The organism is Ornithinimicrobium ciconiae, assembly GCF_007197575.1.
GTDB classification, from domain to species: Bacteria; Actinomycetota; Actinomycetes; order Actinomycetales; family Dermatophilaceae; genus Ornithinicoccus; species Ornithinicoccus ciconiae.
In genome coordinates this window covers 3,005,403-3,020,013 of record NZ_CP041616.1, presented here as the reverse complement: position 1 = coordinate 3,020,013, position 14,611 = coordinate 3,005,403, and the positions used below count along the sequence as shown (strand labels likewise).

The window sequence follows — 14,611 nt, the reverse complement described above, 5'->3', positions numbered from 1 at the left end:
GTCGTGACCGGGGGAGTGTCGGTGGGGGCATCTAGCGTCTGACAAGACACGGATGAGTACGCGACCCAGTGGGGGTCGGGCACGCCGCGGTCGGTCGCCGGTAGGCGCGCCCACCCACGAGTGCGAAGGAGCAGGATATGGCAGCACGACCCAGCAAGCCCGGTTCGCCGGTGCAGCAGATCCACGGGGACAAGAGCAAGGCGATCGAGTCGGTCCTTGCCCAGATCGAGAAGGCTCACGGCAAGGGTGCGGTGATGCGCCTGGGCGATGACATCCGTCCGCCGATCGCCGTCATCCCCACCGGCTCCATCGCACTGGACGTCGCGCTCGGGATCGGCGGGCTCCCGCGAGGTCGTGTGGTGGAGGTCTATGGACCGGAGAGCTCGGGAAAGACGACCGTGGCGCTGCACGCCGTGGCCAACGCGCAGAAGGCCGGTGGCATCGCGGCCTTCATCGACGCGGAGCACGCGCTCGACCCGGAGTATGCGAAGAATCTCGGCGTCGACACCGACGCCCTGCTGGTCAGCCAGCCGGACACCGGTGAGCAGGCCTTGGAGATCGCGGACATGCTGATCCGCTCCGGCGCGCTGGACGTCATCGTCATCGACTCGGTGGCCGCGCTGGTGCCCCGCGCCGAGATCGAGGGCGAGATGGGCGACAGTCACGTTGGACTTCAGGCCCGCCTGATGTCACAGGCGCTGCGCAAGATCACCGGTGCGCTGAGCACGACCGGCACCACCGCGATCTTCATCAACCAGCTGCGCGAAAAGATCGGTGTGATGTTCGGCTGCTTCTCCTACAGCACCCAGGTCACCCTCGCGGACGGCACGACCGAGAAGATCGGCAAGATCGTCAACCAGAAGTTGCCGGTCGAGGTGCGCACCTACGACCCCGCCACCAACAGCATCGTCAACCGCCCCGTCACCAACTGGTTCAACAACGGTCCGACCGAGCGGTTCCTGCAGTTCACTGTCGCCCGGTCCGGCGGCAATGGCCGCTCGCAGTTCGCAGCGACCGAGAACCACCTGGTGCGCACCCCGGGCGGCTGGTGTGAGGCCGGTGAGTTGATCGCCGGAGACCGGGTGATGGCATCCGAGACCGCACGGCTCAGCGACACCCAATGGCAGACCATCCTGGGTGGCCTCATGGGTGATGGGCACCTGGAGCCCAACACCCGTGGCCGCTCGGGAGTCCGCTACCGGTTGGGACACGGAGCCGAGCAGGTGGACTACCTGGACTGGAAGGTCTCGATGTTGGGCAACATCGGGCACTCGCGCACGATCCAACCGACTGGTGCCGTGCACGTTGACTTCCAGGCGCTGCCCGAGCTCGGTGAGCTGCGGGATGTCGTCTACTTCGGCGACGGCAAGAAGCACATCACGACCGACTACCTGAAGGCGCTGACCCCGTTGGCGCTGGCCGTGTGGTTCATGGACGACGGCTGCTTCACGGTCCGGAGCAAGGGGGCGCAGGTGCGGACGGCCGGCGGGAGCGGGAGCGTCGAGTTCGGTGTCGAGTCGATGAGCCCCGGGTCGCGGGATCGCCTCGTGGACTACCTGCGCGACGAGCACGGCGTGGAGTGCGGGTGGAAGGTCCGTGGCGCGGCGCAGAAGGCCGTGCTCCAGATGACCACGGCGGGGTCAGCGCGCTTCCAGGAGATCGTGGCCCCCTACGTCCACCCGTCGATGGACTACAAGCTGCCGCCCCGCCTGCGCGGTCAGTTCGCGGTGGAGCCGGAGTTCGTCGAGCCCCGGGACGTCCTGGTTCCCAACCGGGTGCTCGAGGTGAAGATCACGCCGCAGACACGGTCCATGGACCGGTTCGACATCGAGGTCGACGGCACTCACAACTACTTCGTGGACGGCGTCATGGTGCACAACAGCCCCGAGACGACCACGGGTGGCAAGGCGCTGAAGTTCTACGCCTCCGTCCGGTTGGACGTCCGGCGCATCGAGACGCTCAAGGACGGCACCGACGCGGTCGGCAACCGGACCCGCGTCAAGGTCGTCAAGAACAAGGTCTCCCCGCCGTTCAAGCAGGCCGAGTTCGACATCCTCTACGGCCAGGGCATCTCCCGCGAGGGAGGCCTCATCGACATGGGCGTGGAGCACGGCTTCGTGCGCAAGGCCGGTGCCTGGTACACCTACGAGGGCGACCAGCTCGGCCAGGGCAAGGAGAACGCCCGGCAGTTCCTCAAGGACAACCCGGACCTGGCCGACGAGATCGAGCACAAGATTAAGACCAAGCTCGGTGTGGGCCCGCGCCCCGAGGGTGAGGACGTCATCGACGCCGAGCTCGCGGCCGTGGGCGATGACCGCGCGGTGCCCGCTGGCGTCGACCCGCGGACGGGTGAGGTCTCGGTCAACTTCTGATCGATATGACGGACAGTTCACCGGGCGGGCCCGGGCCGAGCGAGCGCTTGGCCCAGGCCCGCCGGGCTCTCGAGGCCGCTGAGCACGAAGCCAGCGAGGACCGGGCCAGGGAGGACGAGGCCAGCGAGGACGAAATCCGGGTCGGCGCGCGCGACCGGGACGTTCCCGAGCAGGCGCGAGGGGACACCGAGCCGGACCCGCACGACGTGGCTCGCCAGATCGCCCTGCGCCAGCTGACGATGGCGCCACGCAGTCGCAAGCAGCTGGAGGACAAGTTGCGCCAGCGTGGCTGCGAGGACGACGTGGCACGGGTCGTCCTCGACCGGCTGACCGAGGTTGGCCTGGTCGACGACGAGGCCTATGCCCGCATGCTCGTGCGGAACCGGCAGGAGACCCGCGGGTTGGCCCCGCGTGCGCTGGCCCAGGAGCTGCGTCGTAAGGGCGTGGCTGACCAGATCATCGAGGACACCCTGGCTGACGTCGACCCCGATGAGGACGCCGATCGAGCCCGGGCACTGGTCGAGAAGCGGCTGCGCACGATGCGTGGCCTCGACCGGCAGGTCCAGACCCGACGGCTGGCCGGCTTCCTGGCCCGCAAGGGCTACGACAGCAGCCTGACCTTCCGGGTGATCCGTGAGGCTCTCGACGGGTTGCCGGAGCACCAGCGCGACTGACCCGAGGCCGCAGGTCGGCCTCGGGTCAGTGGGTGAGCGGGGAACAGGTCGCGCAGTGTGAGCCGGTGTGGGCTACATGTCCTCGACCTGCGGCATGATCTCGTTCTTGAGCTGCTTCATGTCGTCCATGGTCTTGGAGACGGGCACGTCCTGGAAGGGCGGCCACAGCATCGGCATGGTCATGCCGGCCTCCTTGTAGCTCTTGAGCCGGTCGGTGATCTGCCGAGCGCTGCCCACCAGCAGGTTGGTGCCCTTGCCCTGATCCGACTGGTCGACGTCCTCGTCGGTGATGGTGAACCAGATCATGCTCGACATCTCCAGGTCGTCGATGGAGCGTTCGGTGTCGAGTTTGTCGAGCTCCTCGGCGATGGCCGTGCGCCAGGTGGCCAGTCCCTCCGGGGAGTCCTGGATCCCGATCCAGCCGGACAGGCCATATTTTGCGACCCGCTTGGCCGACCGCGCCGGGTCCTTCAGGCCGCTGAAGAAGATCGGCGGGAACGGCTTCTGCACCGGCTTGGCCCCGAAGCCTGAGGGTTCGAAGTCGGCGAACTCGCCGTGGTACTCGAAGACCTCGTTGGTCCAGATGCCCTGCATGATCTCCAGCGTCTCGCGCACGTGAGCGTGGCGGCGCGGGAACAGGTGCGGCACGCTGGCCGCAGCGAACTCCTCAGGCATCCAGCCGGCTCCGATGCCCACGTTGAGCCGCCCGTTGCACAGGTGGTCGATGGTGGCCAGCTCGGTCGCCAGGACACCCGGTGCACGGTAGGGGGTGTCGGTGATGCTCATGCCGATCCGCAGCGTGGTGGTCTTGGCGGCGAGCCACGGCAGGAGCGGCCAGCCCTGCAGCCACTCACCGCGCGAGGACACCGGCAACTGCTTCGGGAAGCCCTCGATCATGCCAAAGGAGTGCTGCAGCTCCCCGCGGTCCGAGGCCTCGGGCACGACGATGCGGTCCAGGGTCCAGACGGAGTCAAAGTCGAGTTCCTCGGCCAGGTCGGTGAGGTCCGACAACTCCTGGACGGTCACCTTCTCGCGGAAGTTGGGCAGGTAGAGAGCGAGCTTCATTGCGGGTCTCCTAGAGGGTTGGATGATCACGGGCCGTGCGTTGAGCTGGTGTGGTCCTGAGGTGGTTCGGCCTCGGCGCGGAGCTGGTCACGCAGCTCGCGCTTGACGACCTTGCCGTAGTTGTTGGTGGGCAGCGACGTGAGGAAACGGTAGTCCTTGGGGCGCTTGTAGCGAGCGATGCGCTCCAGACAGGCCGCGTCCAGCTCAGCCGGGGTCGGAGGCTCAGCACCCGCAGCGGGCACGATGAACGCGACCAGCGACTCTCCCCACTGCGGGTCCGGCCGTCCGGTCACCGCGACCGCCTCGACGGCGGGGTGGTGCAGCAGCGCCTCCTCGACCTCCCGGGGATAGATGTTCATGCCTCCACTGATCACCAGATCCTTCGACCGGTCATGCAGCGTGAGATAGCCGTCCTCGTCAAACGCGCCGACGTCCCCAGTGTGCAGCCAGCCGCCGCGCAGGGCCTCGGCCGTCGCCTCCGGAGCCTCCCAGTAACCCGGCATCACCACGTCGCCGCGCACCAGCACCTCACCGATCTCCCCGGCCGGCAGGTCGTGATCCTGCTCGTCCACGACACGGACCTCAACATCTGTGCGGGGCGTCCCGACGCTCTGCAGCCGCTGCTCGTGGCGCGGATGGGTCACATCCGCATGGTCAGCCTTGGACAGCCCGGTGATCGTCATGGGGGTCTCGCCCTGGCCATAGATCTGGGAGAACTTGGGCCCGAAGACACCGAGGGCGTGCTGCAGGTCCGCGAGATACATCGGTCCGCCGCCGTAGATGATCGTGCGCAGGTTGGACAGGTCGGCACTCACCAGGTCCGGGTCGGTGGCCAGGCGCCGGACCATGGTGGGGGCGGCAAACAGCGACATCCCGGACCACCGGCCCAGCAGTGCCGCGATCTCCGCGCCGTCCACACCACCGGAGACCGGGAGGACGCTAGTGGCGCCGCGGGCGATGTGTGGCAGACCATAGAGCCCGGAGCCGTGGGACAGGGGCGCCGCCTGCAGGATGCTGTCCCGCGAGGAGATCGGGTCGATGTCCGCGAAGTAGCTCAGCGAGGCCATCAACAGGTTGCGGAAGGTCAGCGTGGCGCCCTTGGGCTGACCGGTCGTGCCGCTGGTGTAGAACAACCAGGCAGGGTCCTCCGGGCGGCGGTCGATCCGGGGACCATCCGGGGCAGCCAGCAGTCGGTCCCAGTCCTTGCCGGGGGCCACCACGACCGTGCGCAACGAGGGGACGGTGCCGACCAGTGACGTCACGTCCTCAGCGTGCTCGGTGTCGGTGACGACCACCGCTGTCCCACTGTGTCCGAGGACGTAGGCGATCTCCTCGGGGTGCAGCCTGGCGTTGACCGGCACGGCCACCAGCCCGGCCTGCCAGATCGCGAACTGCGCCTCGAGATATTCGGGACGGTTGCGCATCACGATCGCCACCCGGTCCCCGGTCGCCAGCCCGAGCTGGCCGCGCAGGCCACCCGCGAGCGCGGCCGAACGCCCGGCCCAGTCCCGCCAGGTCGCGTGCACCCGTTCGCCCTCCGCGATCGCCGGGTCCTCGGGGCGCTGCCGCGCGTTGCGCGCCAGCCACGCGGAAACGTTCATCGGCGTGCTCCACAGTGCTCGCAGATCGTGACCACCCGGTGCTCACCGATCGGACCGAGGAGGTGCTCGTCAAACGGGTCGCGCCGGTGCTCGGCGACGAGGGCCAGAAGGTGCGCGGGGGCGGGCATGACGGCATCGTAGTGTAATGCGGATCACAGCGGAGCAGGCCCACACCATGCTGGGGGCCGGCGACCACGGCGTCCTGGCCACGGTGCATCGGGAGCGTGGTGTCGACGCCGTCCCGGTGGTGTATGCCGCGTGGGACGGCTTCGTCGGAGTCCCGATCGACCGGGTCAAGCCCAAGGCCTCCACGCTGCTGCAGCGGGAGCGAAACCTGCGCGCCGACCCGCGAGCAACGCTGGTGATTGAGCACTGGGACCGGCTGGACTGGTCCGCCCTGTGGTGGGTGCGCGCCAACCTCCGCTTCGAGGCCGACCCACCCGCCCCCACCGAGACCGCCCTGGCTGACCGACTGGCCGCCACCTATCCGCAGTATGCCGAGCACCCGTTTGTGCGGGTGCTGGTGCTGCGCATCACCGGTGTCACCGGCTGGTCCGGGATGTCAGACCCAGGAGATCAGACCCAGGAGAAGGGCAGGTAGGACCTCAGTCCTCGAGCTCGTCGTCATTGCCCTCGTCGTCATTGACCTCGTCGTCAGTGTCGTCAGAGACGTAGTGCATCGCTGAACCCTCGGGGGATGAGTCCGGGTTGCCGGTCGAGCGCGCCACCATGTCCTTCTCGGAGTCCTCGCCCTGACCCTCGTCCGGGGCCACGAGCTTGGTGACCGGCTCGTCGGACTCGCCCAGCCAGTCCCGGTCAGCCGGGATCGAGTCCTGGTCGTCGCCCCCGACCCGCCCCTCAACGTCCATCCCGCTCTCGTTGTCCGGGGCCCCGTAGGCAGAGTCGGGGTCCGGGACCTCCTGCAGGATGCGCTGCTCGATGGTCTCGTCGGTCCGCTCCTCCTCGGCGGTCGTGCCCCACGCGATCGAGCCGTGCAGCCGGTCCGGCGTCTGGTATCCCACATCCAGTGGGTCCCGGTCGCCGATCAGGGTGTCCTCAGGCTGCAGCTGGTCCTCATCGTCGAGGCTGTAGGTGCCGTACTCACCATCGAGGTTCTCCCGATTGGGCTGGTCGCTCATCGCGGACTCCTTTCGTTGCCGGGTGGCTATCTCCGACCCTAGACCCACACGGGAGTGCTCGCCTCGCGTCCTGCCGTGGCAGGCTGGGCCGCATGGCGAGCGAGCACTTCGACAGCAGAGCGGCAGAGTGGGACACCGACCCGGCCAAGGTCCTGCGGGCCCGGCAGGTCGCCGACGCCCTCGTGGCGGCGATCCCGGTGCCGCACGGCGCCAGGCTCCTGGAGTACGGCGCAGGAACCGGCCTGGTCAGCCAGGCGCTGCGGGAGCACGTCGGTCCGATCGTGCTCGCCGACAACTCAGCCGGGATGCGCACCGTCATGCAGCGCAAGATCGACGACGGGGCCCTGCCCGACGCACAGGTCTGGGACCTGGACCTCGAGCAGGACCCGGTGCCGCAGGAACAGTTCGACCTGGTCGTCAGCTCCCTGGTGCTCCACCATGTCCAGGACCTCTCGCGGGTGCTGGCCGGCTTCGCGGCCCTGCTGCGACCGGGCGGGCACGTGTGCATCGCCGACCTGGACCGTGAGGACGGCTCGTTCCACGATCACGACTTCGGTGGCCACCACGGGTTCGACCGGTCCGAGCTGGCGGACAGCCTGCAGCGTGCGGGGTTCACCGACGTGACGATCTCCGACTGTGGCTCCATCGACAAGGAGGGCACGGCATACTCCGTCTTCCTCGCCGTCGCGCAGCGGTGAGAGCTGTCCTGGGCGCGGTGCGGTGAGCACGCCATGATGCAGTCGCCTCCGGAGCCCGAGCCGCACGACCTCGAGCCGGCCCGGCTGCGCCACCGCGAGGCGGTGGGGGCCTACGGCCGGCAGCTGACCGGTGCCACCCGCAGCGAGCGCGGCAACAGCCACCTCGCCTTCGTGATGACCTTTGTCGCCGGTGCCATCAACGCCGTGGGCTTCGTCGCGGTCGCGATCTACACCTCGCACATGACGGGCATGACCGCCACGGTCTCCGACCACGTCGCCGCGGGCGAGTGGCGGCTGATCCTCCCGCCGAGCACCGCTGTCGTCTCCTTCATCCTCGGCGCCGCGAGCACAGCCATCCTGTTCAACTGGATGCGTCGGCGGGAGACCTCTGGACGGTTCGCGATCGTGCTGGTCCTGGAGTCCCTGTTGATCCTGCTCTTCGGACTGCTGGCCAACAGCCTCGACGCCGCCGGGGCAGAGCTGCTGATCATCGCGGTGCTGGGCTATGTCATGGGACTGCAGAACGCGCTGATCACCAAGGTGTCCGGTGCCCGGATCCGGACCACGCACGTCACGGGAATGGTCACCGACATCGGCATCGAGTTGGGCAAGGCGACCTATCGCAACCGCCGCGCCGGGACCCCGCCGGTGGAGCACGACCCCGCGAAGCTGGCACTGCTGACCATCCTGGTCCTGCTGTTCTTCGTCGGCGGGGTGATCGGCGCGCTCGGCTACATCTGGATCGGCTATCCGACGGTGATCCCGTTTGCCCTCGTCCTGCTCGCCGCGGGCACCCTGCCCGTGGTCGACGACGTGCGCCGCGCCCGCCGGCTCCGGCGCTGGCGCTGACCGCGGTTACCCTTGTGGGTGCTATGGACACTGCTGTGAAGACCTATGACGTGCGCACCCACGGGTGCCAGATGAATGTGCACGACTCCGAGCGACTCTCGGGCCTGCTGGAGACCGCGGGGTATGTCGAGCTGGCCAGTCTCCCCGAGGGGGAGCGTCCGGGGACGGCTGACGTCGTGGTGTTCAACACCTGCGCGGTGCGGGAGAACGCAGCCAACAAGCTCTATGGCAACCTCGGCCAGCTGCGGCCGGCCAAGCTGGCCAACCCCGACATGCAGATCGCGGTGGGTGGCTGCCTGGCGCAGAAGGACCGCAGCACCATCGTGTCCAAGGCACCGTGGGTCGACGTGGTCTTCGGCACGCACAACATCGGCTCCCTGCCGGTGCTGCTGGAGCGGGCCCGGCACAACAAGGAGGCCGAGGTCGAGATCCTGGAGTCCCTCGAAGTCTTCCCCTCCACCCTGCCCACCCGGCGCGACTCGGCATACTCCGCCTGGGTGTCGATCTCCGTGGGCTGCAACAACACCTGCACCTTCTGCATCGTCCCGGCGCTGCGCGGCAGGGAGAAGGACCGCAGGCCCGGTGAGATCCTCGCCGAGATCGAGGCGCTGGTCGCCCAGGGGGTCGTCGAGATCACCCTGCTCGGGCAGAACGTCAACACCTACGGCGTCGAGTTCGGCGACCGTCTTGCCTTCGGCAAGCTGCTGCGCGCCTGCGGGCAGATCGAGGGACTGGAGCGGGTGCGCTTCACCAGCCCGCACCCGGCGGCGTTCACCGACGACGTCATCACCGCGATGGCGGAGACGCCCAATGTCATGCCGAGTCTGCACATGCCGCTGCAGTCCGGCTCCGACAAGGTGCTCAAGGACATGCGTCGCTCCTACCGCAGCGCGAAGTTCCTCGGCATCCTGGACAAGGTCCGTGAGCAGATCCCGGACGCGGCGATCACCACCGACCTGATCATCGGCTTCCCCGGCGAGACGGAGGAGAACTTCCAGGAGACCCTCGAGGTGGTCCGGGCCTCCCGCTTCTCCTCGGCGTTCACCTTCCAGTACTCCATCCGGCCCGGCACCCCGGCCGCCGAGTTCGAGGACCAGGTGCCCAAGGCGGTCGTGCAGGACCGTTTCGACCGGCTCATCGAGGTGCAGGAGGAGGTCTCCTGGGCCGAGAACCGTGCGATCGAGGGCCGTGAGGTCGAGGTCCTGGTGTCCCCCGGCGAGGGCCGCAAGGACGCCGAGACCCAGCGCATGTCCGGTCGGGCCCGGGACAACCGGCTGGTGCACTTCGCAGTGCCTGAGGGCGGCGTCGTCCCCCGGCCGGGCGACATGGTCAGCGTCGCGGTCACCTATGGCGCACCCCATCACCTGGTCGCCGACTCGGGTGTGCAGGGCGGACCGTATGCTGTGCGCCGCACCCGCGGCGGGGACGCCTGGCAGGCGCTGCAGGACACTCCCGGTTCGGGTCGCCCGGCGGTCAGTCTCGGGATCCCGTCCATCGGTCGACCGGCCACCCCGGAGGTCACCACCGCCCCGTGCGCGGTGTCCTGACCCACCGGTGCGCCGCGGTCCTGCTGCCCAGGACGTGGGGCCGGTCATCACCTGGCGTCCGGTCGGGCGCGCCGAGCTGCTGGAGGTCAGTGGCGCGGACCCCTATGTCACGTTCGCGGTGGGCGCGCAGGCGCACGCGGTGGTGGGCGAGCACGGCTGGGCGGTGCTGCACCCGTGGCGGCCGACGGGCCACTGGGGTGGCGGTGCCTTCGTGCACCCCGGTGCCCCCGCCGACGCAGAGTCCGCAGCGCTCAGCGCCCTGCTCGCCCGGGCCCCGGACACGGTGCTGGAGTGGTTCTCCACCGCTCCGGGACGCGCACTCCAGGCGCCCGCCGGACTGAGCCTCGGGGGATCGGGCCGCTGGGACTTCCTGACCACTGACACTGCGCCGTCGATCAGGGACGAGGCAGCTCGGACCGCGGCCGACTCATCCGAGGTGCACCTCGTCGAGCTCGATGATGCCCGGGACGCTGCTGAGATCGAGGACTTCGGCAGGGAGCACAATGCCGACTTCGAGGGTTTCCCGGGGTGGGGCTTCGCGGAGCTGTGGCTCGGCCTGCGGGACAGCGCCGGTGCCCTGCGGGGAGTTGGCGGGATGCACCTACTGGCCACCGACGTGCCCCACCTCAGCGGCATCGTCGTCGACCGCCGGCACCGTGGGCGAGGCCTGCACGGACCACTCGTTCCAGACCCGGACGCTTCAGCAGGCCTGAGGGCTCAGCGCGATGCCGGGGCCGGTGGGACGAGCGCCTCGACCAGGTCGGCCGCCACCAGGACGTCACCGACCGTGAACTCCACCGTCTCGCCGCGACGGGAGGCGAGGACCTGGGTGGCCAGCTCGGCATACTCCGGATGCTGCGCCACCACCCACGCACCGGCCTCGCTCTTGGAGGGGATGGGGCCGCCATAGCTGGCCCCCGGGTCCAGGAACATCGCCAGGCGGGGGGCGCCGAGGACGACCCAGTGCAGCGTCTCCGGGGTGTCCACCAGGTCCTCGGCGCGGCGCTCGGCCAGCGAGTGCCGCAGTCGGCGGGCGAGGTCACTCCAATAGCTGCGCAGGTTGTCATGACTGTGAGTCTGCGCCGCGTCACGGTCGGCGGCGATCTCCACGTCCCCGGGATAGTCACCGGCGACCCGGACCGCGTGCGGCAGGGTGAACCAGGTGAGCGGGTGCACCTCACCACCGGGTCGGTCCAGGATCAGCTCCCCATCGATGCTCTGCGGCAGCTCCCGGCCCGTCTCCGGTGGCTCGGCCAGCTCAGAGATGTCGAGATAGGTCGTGTCATAGCGCACTCCGGGAAAGCTCTCGGCCAGGGCGGCGTGCACGGACCGCAGGGCGGGTGCATCGTCGGCGTCCGCGGGCCCGTCCAGGAGCGTGACCGTGTCGATGTCCGAGTCCACCGTCAGGTCCCGCAGCATGGTCGACCCGGTGAGCCACACCGCGCGCACCCGGTCGGCACCCAGTGCCGCGGTGACCAGGTCGTGATGTGCCAGCGCGACCAGGTGGGCGCGGTCGAGCAGATCCTCATGGTCCATGCCAGCGAGTCTAGGCAGGCGACCGCGGCGGGCTCAGCCCGGTCCGAGCTCGGTGAACCGGCTGAAACAGCGGGAGCAGGCACACAGCTCGAGACGGTGGGAGGTCCCGGCGTTCCACGGGGAGCCGGGGCGGTAGAGCGTCTCCGGCTCCCAGTCCGGAAACGCCCAGGTCTGCACCAGCACCGGCTCGGGGTCGATGTCGCCGGCCCCACGGCAGCAGGCGCAGGCGGTGTAGCCACGGTCGCCACCGTGGTGCGAGGTCTCCCGGTGCCGACACCCCCGGCACACGTGCAGCAACACGCTCACGGCGCGGGCTCTGGCCGGATCGGCATGACCAGCGACACCAGCGCGCCGTCCGGGGAGCGCAGGGCCAGCGGGGCGATCTCGCCGTCGGCGGGCAGCACGGCATAGCCCGCGCCCACCGTGCTGGCCGCCTCCCACAAGAAGGCTCGGTCCACCAGCAGCCCCTGGCCGGTGGACTCGGTCACCCCGGTGTCGTCCAGGTGCACGTGCGGCTCGGAGCGTGTCGCCAGACCCGCGAGTAGGTCGGCGACCGGGACGGTCCTGGCCCTCACCTGGCCGGGGTCCTCGTCGTGCAGCAGCCTGCGATAGTCCGGGAAGTCCAGGTCGAGGGCGTCGCCCTCGAGGTGAGTGCCGTTGACCAGGGTGGCCGAGAAGCCGGTGGGCGAGAGGCGCAGCGTCACCGGGGAGGTCGCGGCCGTCGACGTGTCGTGCTTCGAGGTCGTCGTCGACTCCCACAGCGCCCGGCGTACGCGGTCGACCAGGGCGGTCGGCAGCAGTGACCGGCGGCTGCTGTCGTGGCCTCCCGGGGCGCCGTCCACCTCGGCGACGGCCAGGCGGTAGCGGTCCGTGGCGATCAGCCGCAGCCCACCCGCATGCGGCTCGAGCAGCACCGCGCAGAGCATCGGGAAGTCGGGGTCGGCGGAGGCTGCGTACCGCACACTGTCGATGGCGCGTGCCAACGCGCTCGCCTCGACCGTCAGCTCCAGAGCCCCCTCAGGGCCGCTGGTCAGCAGCCCGCCGAGCCTGCTCACCTCGCGGCGGGCGTCGCTGAGGCCATCCTCCAGGCGCCGCAGATGAGCATCCAGCAGGTCCACGGCAGCCGCCGTGTCCGGCAGGGCCTCCAGGACCGCGGCCATCTCGGCCACCGGCATGCCGACTCGTCGCATCCCCGCCAGGAGCCGGGCCACCCGGACCTGCGCGGGGGAGTAGCGGCGGTAGCCGGTCTGCGGGTCGACGTCTGCCGGGACGAGCAGGCCCTCGCGGTCGTAGAAGCGCACGGCGCTGACGGTCAGGCCGCTGGTCCGGGAGAGCTCGCCGATGGGCAGCAGCCGTGGCTCGCGGTGGTGGTCGGTCACGCCCCCTACTGTGCGCCCTCAACCAGGTTGAGGGTCAAGGCGCTCGCCGGGCAGCGGCGTGGCCGGTCACGGTGCCGGATGTGGACGCTCCCACCAGGCAACCGGCCCGGGGACGACGGCAAACAGCGGGTGGACCTCGACGTCGGCCGCGGACAGCCCGGCCCAGGCCTCGGCGGTCTCGGGGCTGCGGGATCGCAGCTTGCCCATGAGGTGGTCCCACTCGTAGGCGACCTGCCCCGCCGGGACCGCAACACGCCCGGCCCAGTCAGCCCAGGCCAGGGCGTCGACCAGCGGGCGGTCCACGCGCGCCAGATCGAAACGGTAGCCACGGGCGGTGGCCTCCTCCCGCACGCCCGTGAGAAAGGCCCCCACACTCGCCAGCGGGTCCTCGCGGTCGCGGAACCGGGCCAGCTGCGGGTGCTGGGTGTAGCCCCGGGTCCGTCCCGCCAGAACCGCTTGGGCCAGGAGCGCCTCTCGCCAGGCGGCCGTCAGCCCGGGACGATCGAGATAGCGGGGATGCAGAGACCAGAGGCGCACCCGGTGAGGCTACCGGCGCCCGGCCACCCGGCGACGCCAGTGCGCTAGGCCACCGGGCGAGGCCAGTGCGGGCTCGGCGATTACCCTTGCGCCATGCCTGCAGCCTCGTCCCCACCCACCGACCGTGAGCTGCTGCTCGGCCGCGTCGCCGCCGTGCTCCTGGGGACCGAGGTGGTGGCGATCGCGGGCTTCGCTGTCTTCTATCTGGTCGAGCTGGTGCTCGGCGAGGGCAGTGACCCGATGATCGTGCTGATGTCCGCGGTGACGATGCTGGTCTTCGTCGTCGGGCTGGGCTACGCCACGGTGGGGTTGTGGACCCGGCACCCACGGGCGCAGGCGCCGGCCATCGCGTTCAACGTCATCCTCGTGCCGCTCGGGATCGCGATGTTCCAGTTCGCCTCACCGTGGCTGGCCGCAGCGGTGCTGATCGGCGCGGTGGCCACGATCGCCTCGACGTTCCTGATGGGCACCCTGGACGGCTCGGCGGTCAGCCGGGGCGCCAGGCCCTGACAGGTCGCCCTCGGCTCACACGTGGTCACCAGGAGGGCGCAGGACCGGTCGGAAAAAAGAAGTGCTGGACCCATCCCCGTCGGACGGGCCAGAATCGTGCCGTGCACCCTTTGCCGCACCCAGACGCCGCGTCGGCGACGATCGTGCTGATCGTCTCCTCGGATGCTGGTGAGCGCGATCGGCTGCGGCGCTGTGTGCCGCCTGGTGTCGCGGTGCACTGCGTGGCCACCGAGGGGGAGGCGCTGGAGAAGCTGGGGTCTGGTGCCGGAGGAGTCACGGCTGCGCGGCCGGTGGCCACCAGCAGGCCGGGGGTGCAGCTGCTGCCCGACGGCGCCCTGGTGGCGGGAAACCTGGTCCGGCTCACCCCGCTCGAGCACGCCATGCTGCGGTGCCTGCTCACACCGACCGGCTCGGTGTGGAGCCTGCTCGCGCTCAGCGAGCAGGTCTGGGGGACCTCGTTCGTGGGGAACGGGTCCCAGGTCCGCGCGGTCCTGAAGCGGCTGCGTCGCAAGTTGCTCATGGCCGACGCAAACGTCCAGATCGAGGCGGTCCGAGGTCGCGGACTGAGGCTCATCGACGGCCCCTGAGCCGGTCCGGGAAACTGCCCCACAACTGCCCCAGTGAGTCCGTAGCGGAGCCCGTCTGATCCGCCCTACGGTGCCGTCATCCGGGCTATCAGTGGCCCGGTCACGGGGACAGGAGCG

The 14,611-nt window shown here is 69.8% G+C and carries 16 protein-coding genes and 2 pseudogenes; 11 read left to right on the top strand and 7 right to left on the bottom strand.

The window, feature by feature from the left end; all coding sequences use genetic code 11:
* Window positions 1-137: 137 nt before the first annotated feature.
* The 4 genes and pseudogenes from recA to FNH13_RS13870 form a co-directional block, all read left to right on the top strand.
* A pseudogene (gene recA / locus FNH13_RS19995) lies at window positions 138-788 on the top strand (recombinase RecA); the annotation flags it as partial.
* A pseudogene (locus FNH13_RS19990) lies at window positions 780-1,640 on the top strand (intein-containing recombinase RecA); the annotation flags it as partial. The pseudogenes recA and FNH13_RS19990, both read left to right, overlap by 9 nt.
* 171 nt (window positions 1,641-1,811) lie before the next feature.
* Entirely contained in the window at window positions 1,812-2,372 is a 561-nt protein-coding gene (locus FNH13_RS19845; protein ID WP_407669982.1) for a hypothetical protein, read from the top strand.
* Window positions 2,373-2,377: 5 nt separating this feature from the next.
* Window positions 2,378-3,046, top strand: a complete 669-nt coding sequence (locus FNH13_RS13870) for a regulatory protein RecX (RefSeq protein WP_228266410.1) — start codon at window positions 2,378-2,380, stop codon at window positions 3,044-3,046.
* Window positions 3,047-3,118: 72 nt separating this feature from the next.
* Here FNH13_RS13870 and FNH13_RS13865 read toward each other — a convergent pair whose 3' ends face one another.
* The 3 genes from FNH13_RS13865 to FNH13_RS19760 are packed head-to-tail and all read right to left on the bottom strand — an operon-like array spanning window position 3,119 to window position 5,840.
* Window positions 3,119-4,111, bottom strand: coding sequence for an LLM class flavin-dependent oxidoreductase (locus FNH13_RS13865; protein WP_143783968.1), 993 nt, complete (start codon window positions 4,109-4,111; stop codon window positions 3,119-3,121).
* A 26-nt stretch (window positions 4,112-4,137) separates the two neighbouring features.
* On the bottom strand, window positions 4,138-5,712 hold the full coding sequence (locus FNH13_RS13860) for a class I adenylate-forming enzyme family protein (RefSeq protein WP_143783967.1): 1,575 nt from the start codon (window positions 5,710-5,712) through the stop codon (window positions 4,138-4,140).
* Window positions 5,709-5,840, bottom strand: coding sequence for a hypothetical protein (locus FNH13_RS19760; protein WP_267873002.1), 132 nt, complete (start codon window positions 5,838-5,840; stop codon window positions 5,709-5,711). The genes FNH13_RS13860 and FNH13_RS19760 overlap by 4 nt, the downstream gene beginning before the upstream one ends.
* A gap of 17 nt (window positions 5,841-5,857) precedes the next feature.
* Between FNH13_RS19760 and FNH13_RS13855 the strand changes: the two genes are divergently transcribed.
* On the top strand, window positions 5,858-6,313 hold the full coding sequence (locus FNH13_RS13855) for a PNPOx family protein (protein WP_143783966.1): 456 nt from the start codon (window positions 5,858-5,860) through the stop codon (window positions 6,311-6,313).
* A 4-nt stretch (window positions 6,314-6,317) separates the two neighbouring features.
* On the opposite strand, the gene FNH13_RS13850 is transcribed toward FNH13_RS13855, so the two are convergent.
* Entirely contained in the window at window positions 6,318-6,851 is a 534-nt protein-coding gene (locus FNH13_RS13850; RefSeq protein WP_143783965.1) for a DUF5709 domain-containing protein, read from the bottom strand.
* Window positions 6,852-6,943: 92 nt separating this feature from the next.
* Between FNH13_RS13850 and FNH13_RS13845 the strand changes: the two genes are divergently transcribed.
* The 4 genes from FNH13_RS13845 to FNH13_RS13830 are packed head-to-tail and all read left to right on the top strand — an operon-like array spanning window position 6,944 to window position 10,855.
* The gene (locus FNH13_RS13845) at window positions 6,944-7,549 is read left to right on the top strand and encodes a class I SAM-dependent DNA methyltransferase (RefSeq protein WP_143783963.1); all 606 of its coding nucleotides are present in this window, start codon (window positions 6,944-6,946) and stop codon (window positions 7,547-7,549) included.
* A 33-nt stretch (window positions 7,550-7,582) separates the two neighbouring features.
* Window positions 7,583-8,398: a YoaK family protein gene (locus FNH13_RS13840; protein ID WP_202878785.1), complete on the top strand. Its 816-nt coding sequence runs from the start codon at window positions 7,583-7,585 to the stop codon at window positions 8,396-8,398.
* Window positions 8,399-8,421: 23 nt separating this feature from the next.
* Window positions 8,422-9,945, top strand: coding sequence for a tRNA (N6-isopentenyl adenosine(37)-C2)-methylthiotransferase MiaB (miaB, locus tag FNH13_RS13835; RefSeq protein WP_143783961.1), 1,524 nt, complete (start codon window positions 8,422-8,424; stop codon window positions 9,943-9,945).
* A gap of 7 nt (window positions 9,946-9,952) precedes the next feature.
* Complete coding sequence (locus FNH13_RS13830; RefSeq protein WP_143783959.1) at window positions 9,953-10,855, top strand: hypothetical protein; 903 nt, start codon at window positions 9,953-9,955, stop codon at window positions 10,853-10,855.
* 659 nt (window positions 10,856-11,514) lie between these two features.
* Here the strand turns inward: FNH13_RS13830 and FNH13_RS13825 are convergent.
* The 3 genes from FNH13_RS13825 to FNH13_RS13815 all read right to left on the bottom strand — a co-directional run bounded on the left by FNH13_RS13825 (window position 11,515) and on the right by FNH13_RS13815 (window position 13,397).
* On the bottom strand, window positions 11,515-11,787 hold the full coding sequence (locus tag FNH13_RS13825; protein ID WP_143783957.1) for a hypothetical protein: 273 nt from the start codon (window positions 11,785-11,787) through the stop codon (window positions 11,515-11,517).
* Window positions 11,784-12,860, bottom strand: coding sequence for a DNA polymerase III subunit beta family protein (locus tag FNH13_RS13820; RefSeq protein WP_143783955.1), 1,077 nt, complete (start codon window positions 12,858-12,860; stop codon window positions 11,784-11,786). The genes FNH13_RS13825 and FNH13_RS13820 overlap by 4 nt, the downstream gene beginning before the upstream one ends.
* Window positions 12,861-12,926: 66 nt before the next feature.
* Window positions 12,927-13,397 (bottom strand): pyrimidine dimer DNA glycosylase/endonuclease V, encoded by a 471-nt coding sequence (locus FNH13_RS13815; protein WP_143783953.1) that lies wholly within the window; start codon window positions 13,395-13,397, stop codon window positions 12,927-12,929.
* A 93-nt stretch (window positions 13,398-13,490) separates the two neighbouring features.
* Here FNH13_RS13815 and FNH13_RS13810 point away from each other — a divergent pair, with 93 nt between their 5' ends.
* Together FNH13_RS13810 and FNH13_RS13805 are read left to right on the top strand one after the other, a co-directional pair.
* Window positions 13,491-13,907 (top strand): hypothetical protein, encoded by a 417-nt coding sequence (locus FNH13_RS13810; RefSeq protein ID WP_143783951.1) that lies wholly within the window; start codon window positions 13,491-13,493, stop codon window positions 13,905-13,907.
* 101 nt (window positions 13,908-14,008) lie between these two features.
* Window positions 14,009-14,494: a helix-turn-helix domain-containing protein gene (locus FNH13_RS13805; RefSeq protein WP_143783949.1), complete on the top strand. Its 486-nt coding sequence runs from the start codon at window positions 14,009-14,011 to the stop codon at window positions 14,492-14,494.
* Window positions 14,495-14,611 lie beyond the last annotated feature (117 nt).

Coding starts and splice junctions, on each gene's coding strand:
- FNH13_RS19845 (WP_407669982.1), top strand. CDS start 1,812: ATGGACCGGTTCGACATCGAGGTCGACGGCACTCACAACTACTTCGTG.
- FNH13_RS13870 (WP_228266410.1), top strand. CDS start 2,378: ATGACGGACAGTTCACCGGGCGGGCCCGGGCCGAGCGAGCGCTTGGCC.
- FNH13_RS13865 (WP_143783968.1), bottom strand. CDS start 4,111: ATGAAGCTCGCTCTCTACCTGCCCAACTTCCGCGAGAAGGTGACCGTC.
- FNH13_RS13860 (WP_143783967.1), bottom strand. CDS start 5,712: ATGAACGTTTCCGCGTGGCTGGCGCGCAACGCGCGGCAGCGCCCCGAG.
- FNH13_RS19760 (WP_267873002.1), bottom strand. CDS start 5,840: ATGCCCGCCCCCGCGCACCTTCTGGCCCTCGTCGCCGAGCACCGGCGC.
- FNH13_RS13855 (WP_143783966.1), top strand. CDS start 5,858: ATGCGGATCACAGCGGAGCAGGCCCACACCATGCTGGGGGCCGGCGAC.
- FNH13_RS13850 (WP_143783965.1), bottom strand. CDS start 6,851: ATGAGCGACCAGCCCAATCGGGAGAACCTCGATGGTGAGTACGGCACC.
- FNH13_RS13845 (WP_143783963.1), top strand. CDS start 6,944: ATGGCGAGCGAGCACTTCGACAGCAGAGCGGCAGAGTGGGACACCGAC.
- FNH13_RS13840 (WP_202878785.1), top strand. CDS start 7,583: ATGATGCAGTCGCCTCCGGAGCCCGAGCCGCACGACCTCGAGCCGGCC.
- miaB (WP_143783961.1), top strand. CDS start 8,422: ATGGACACTGCTGTGAAGACCTATGACGTGCGCACCCACGGGTGCCAG.
- FNH13_RS13810 (WP_143783951.1), top strand. CDS start 13,491: ATGCCTGCAGCCTCGTCCCCACCCACCGACCGTGAGCTGCTGCTCGGC.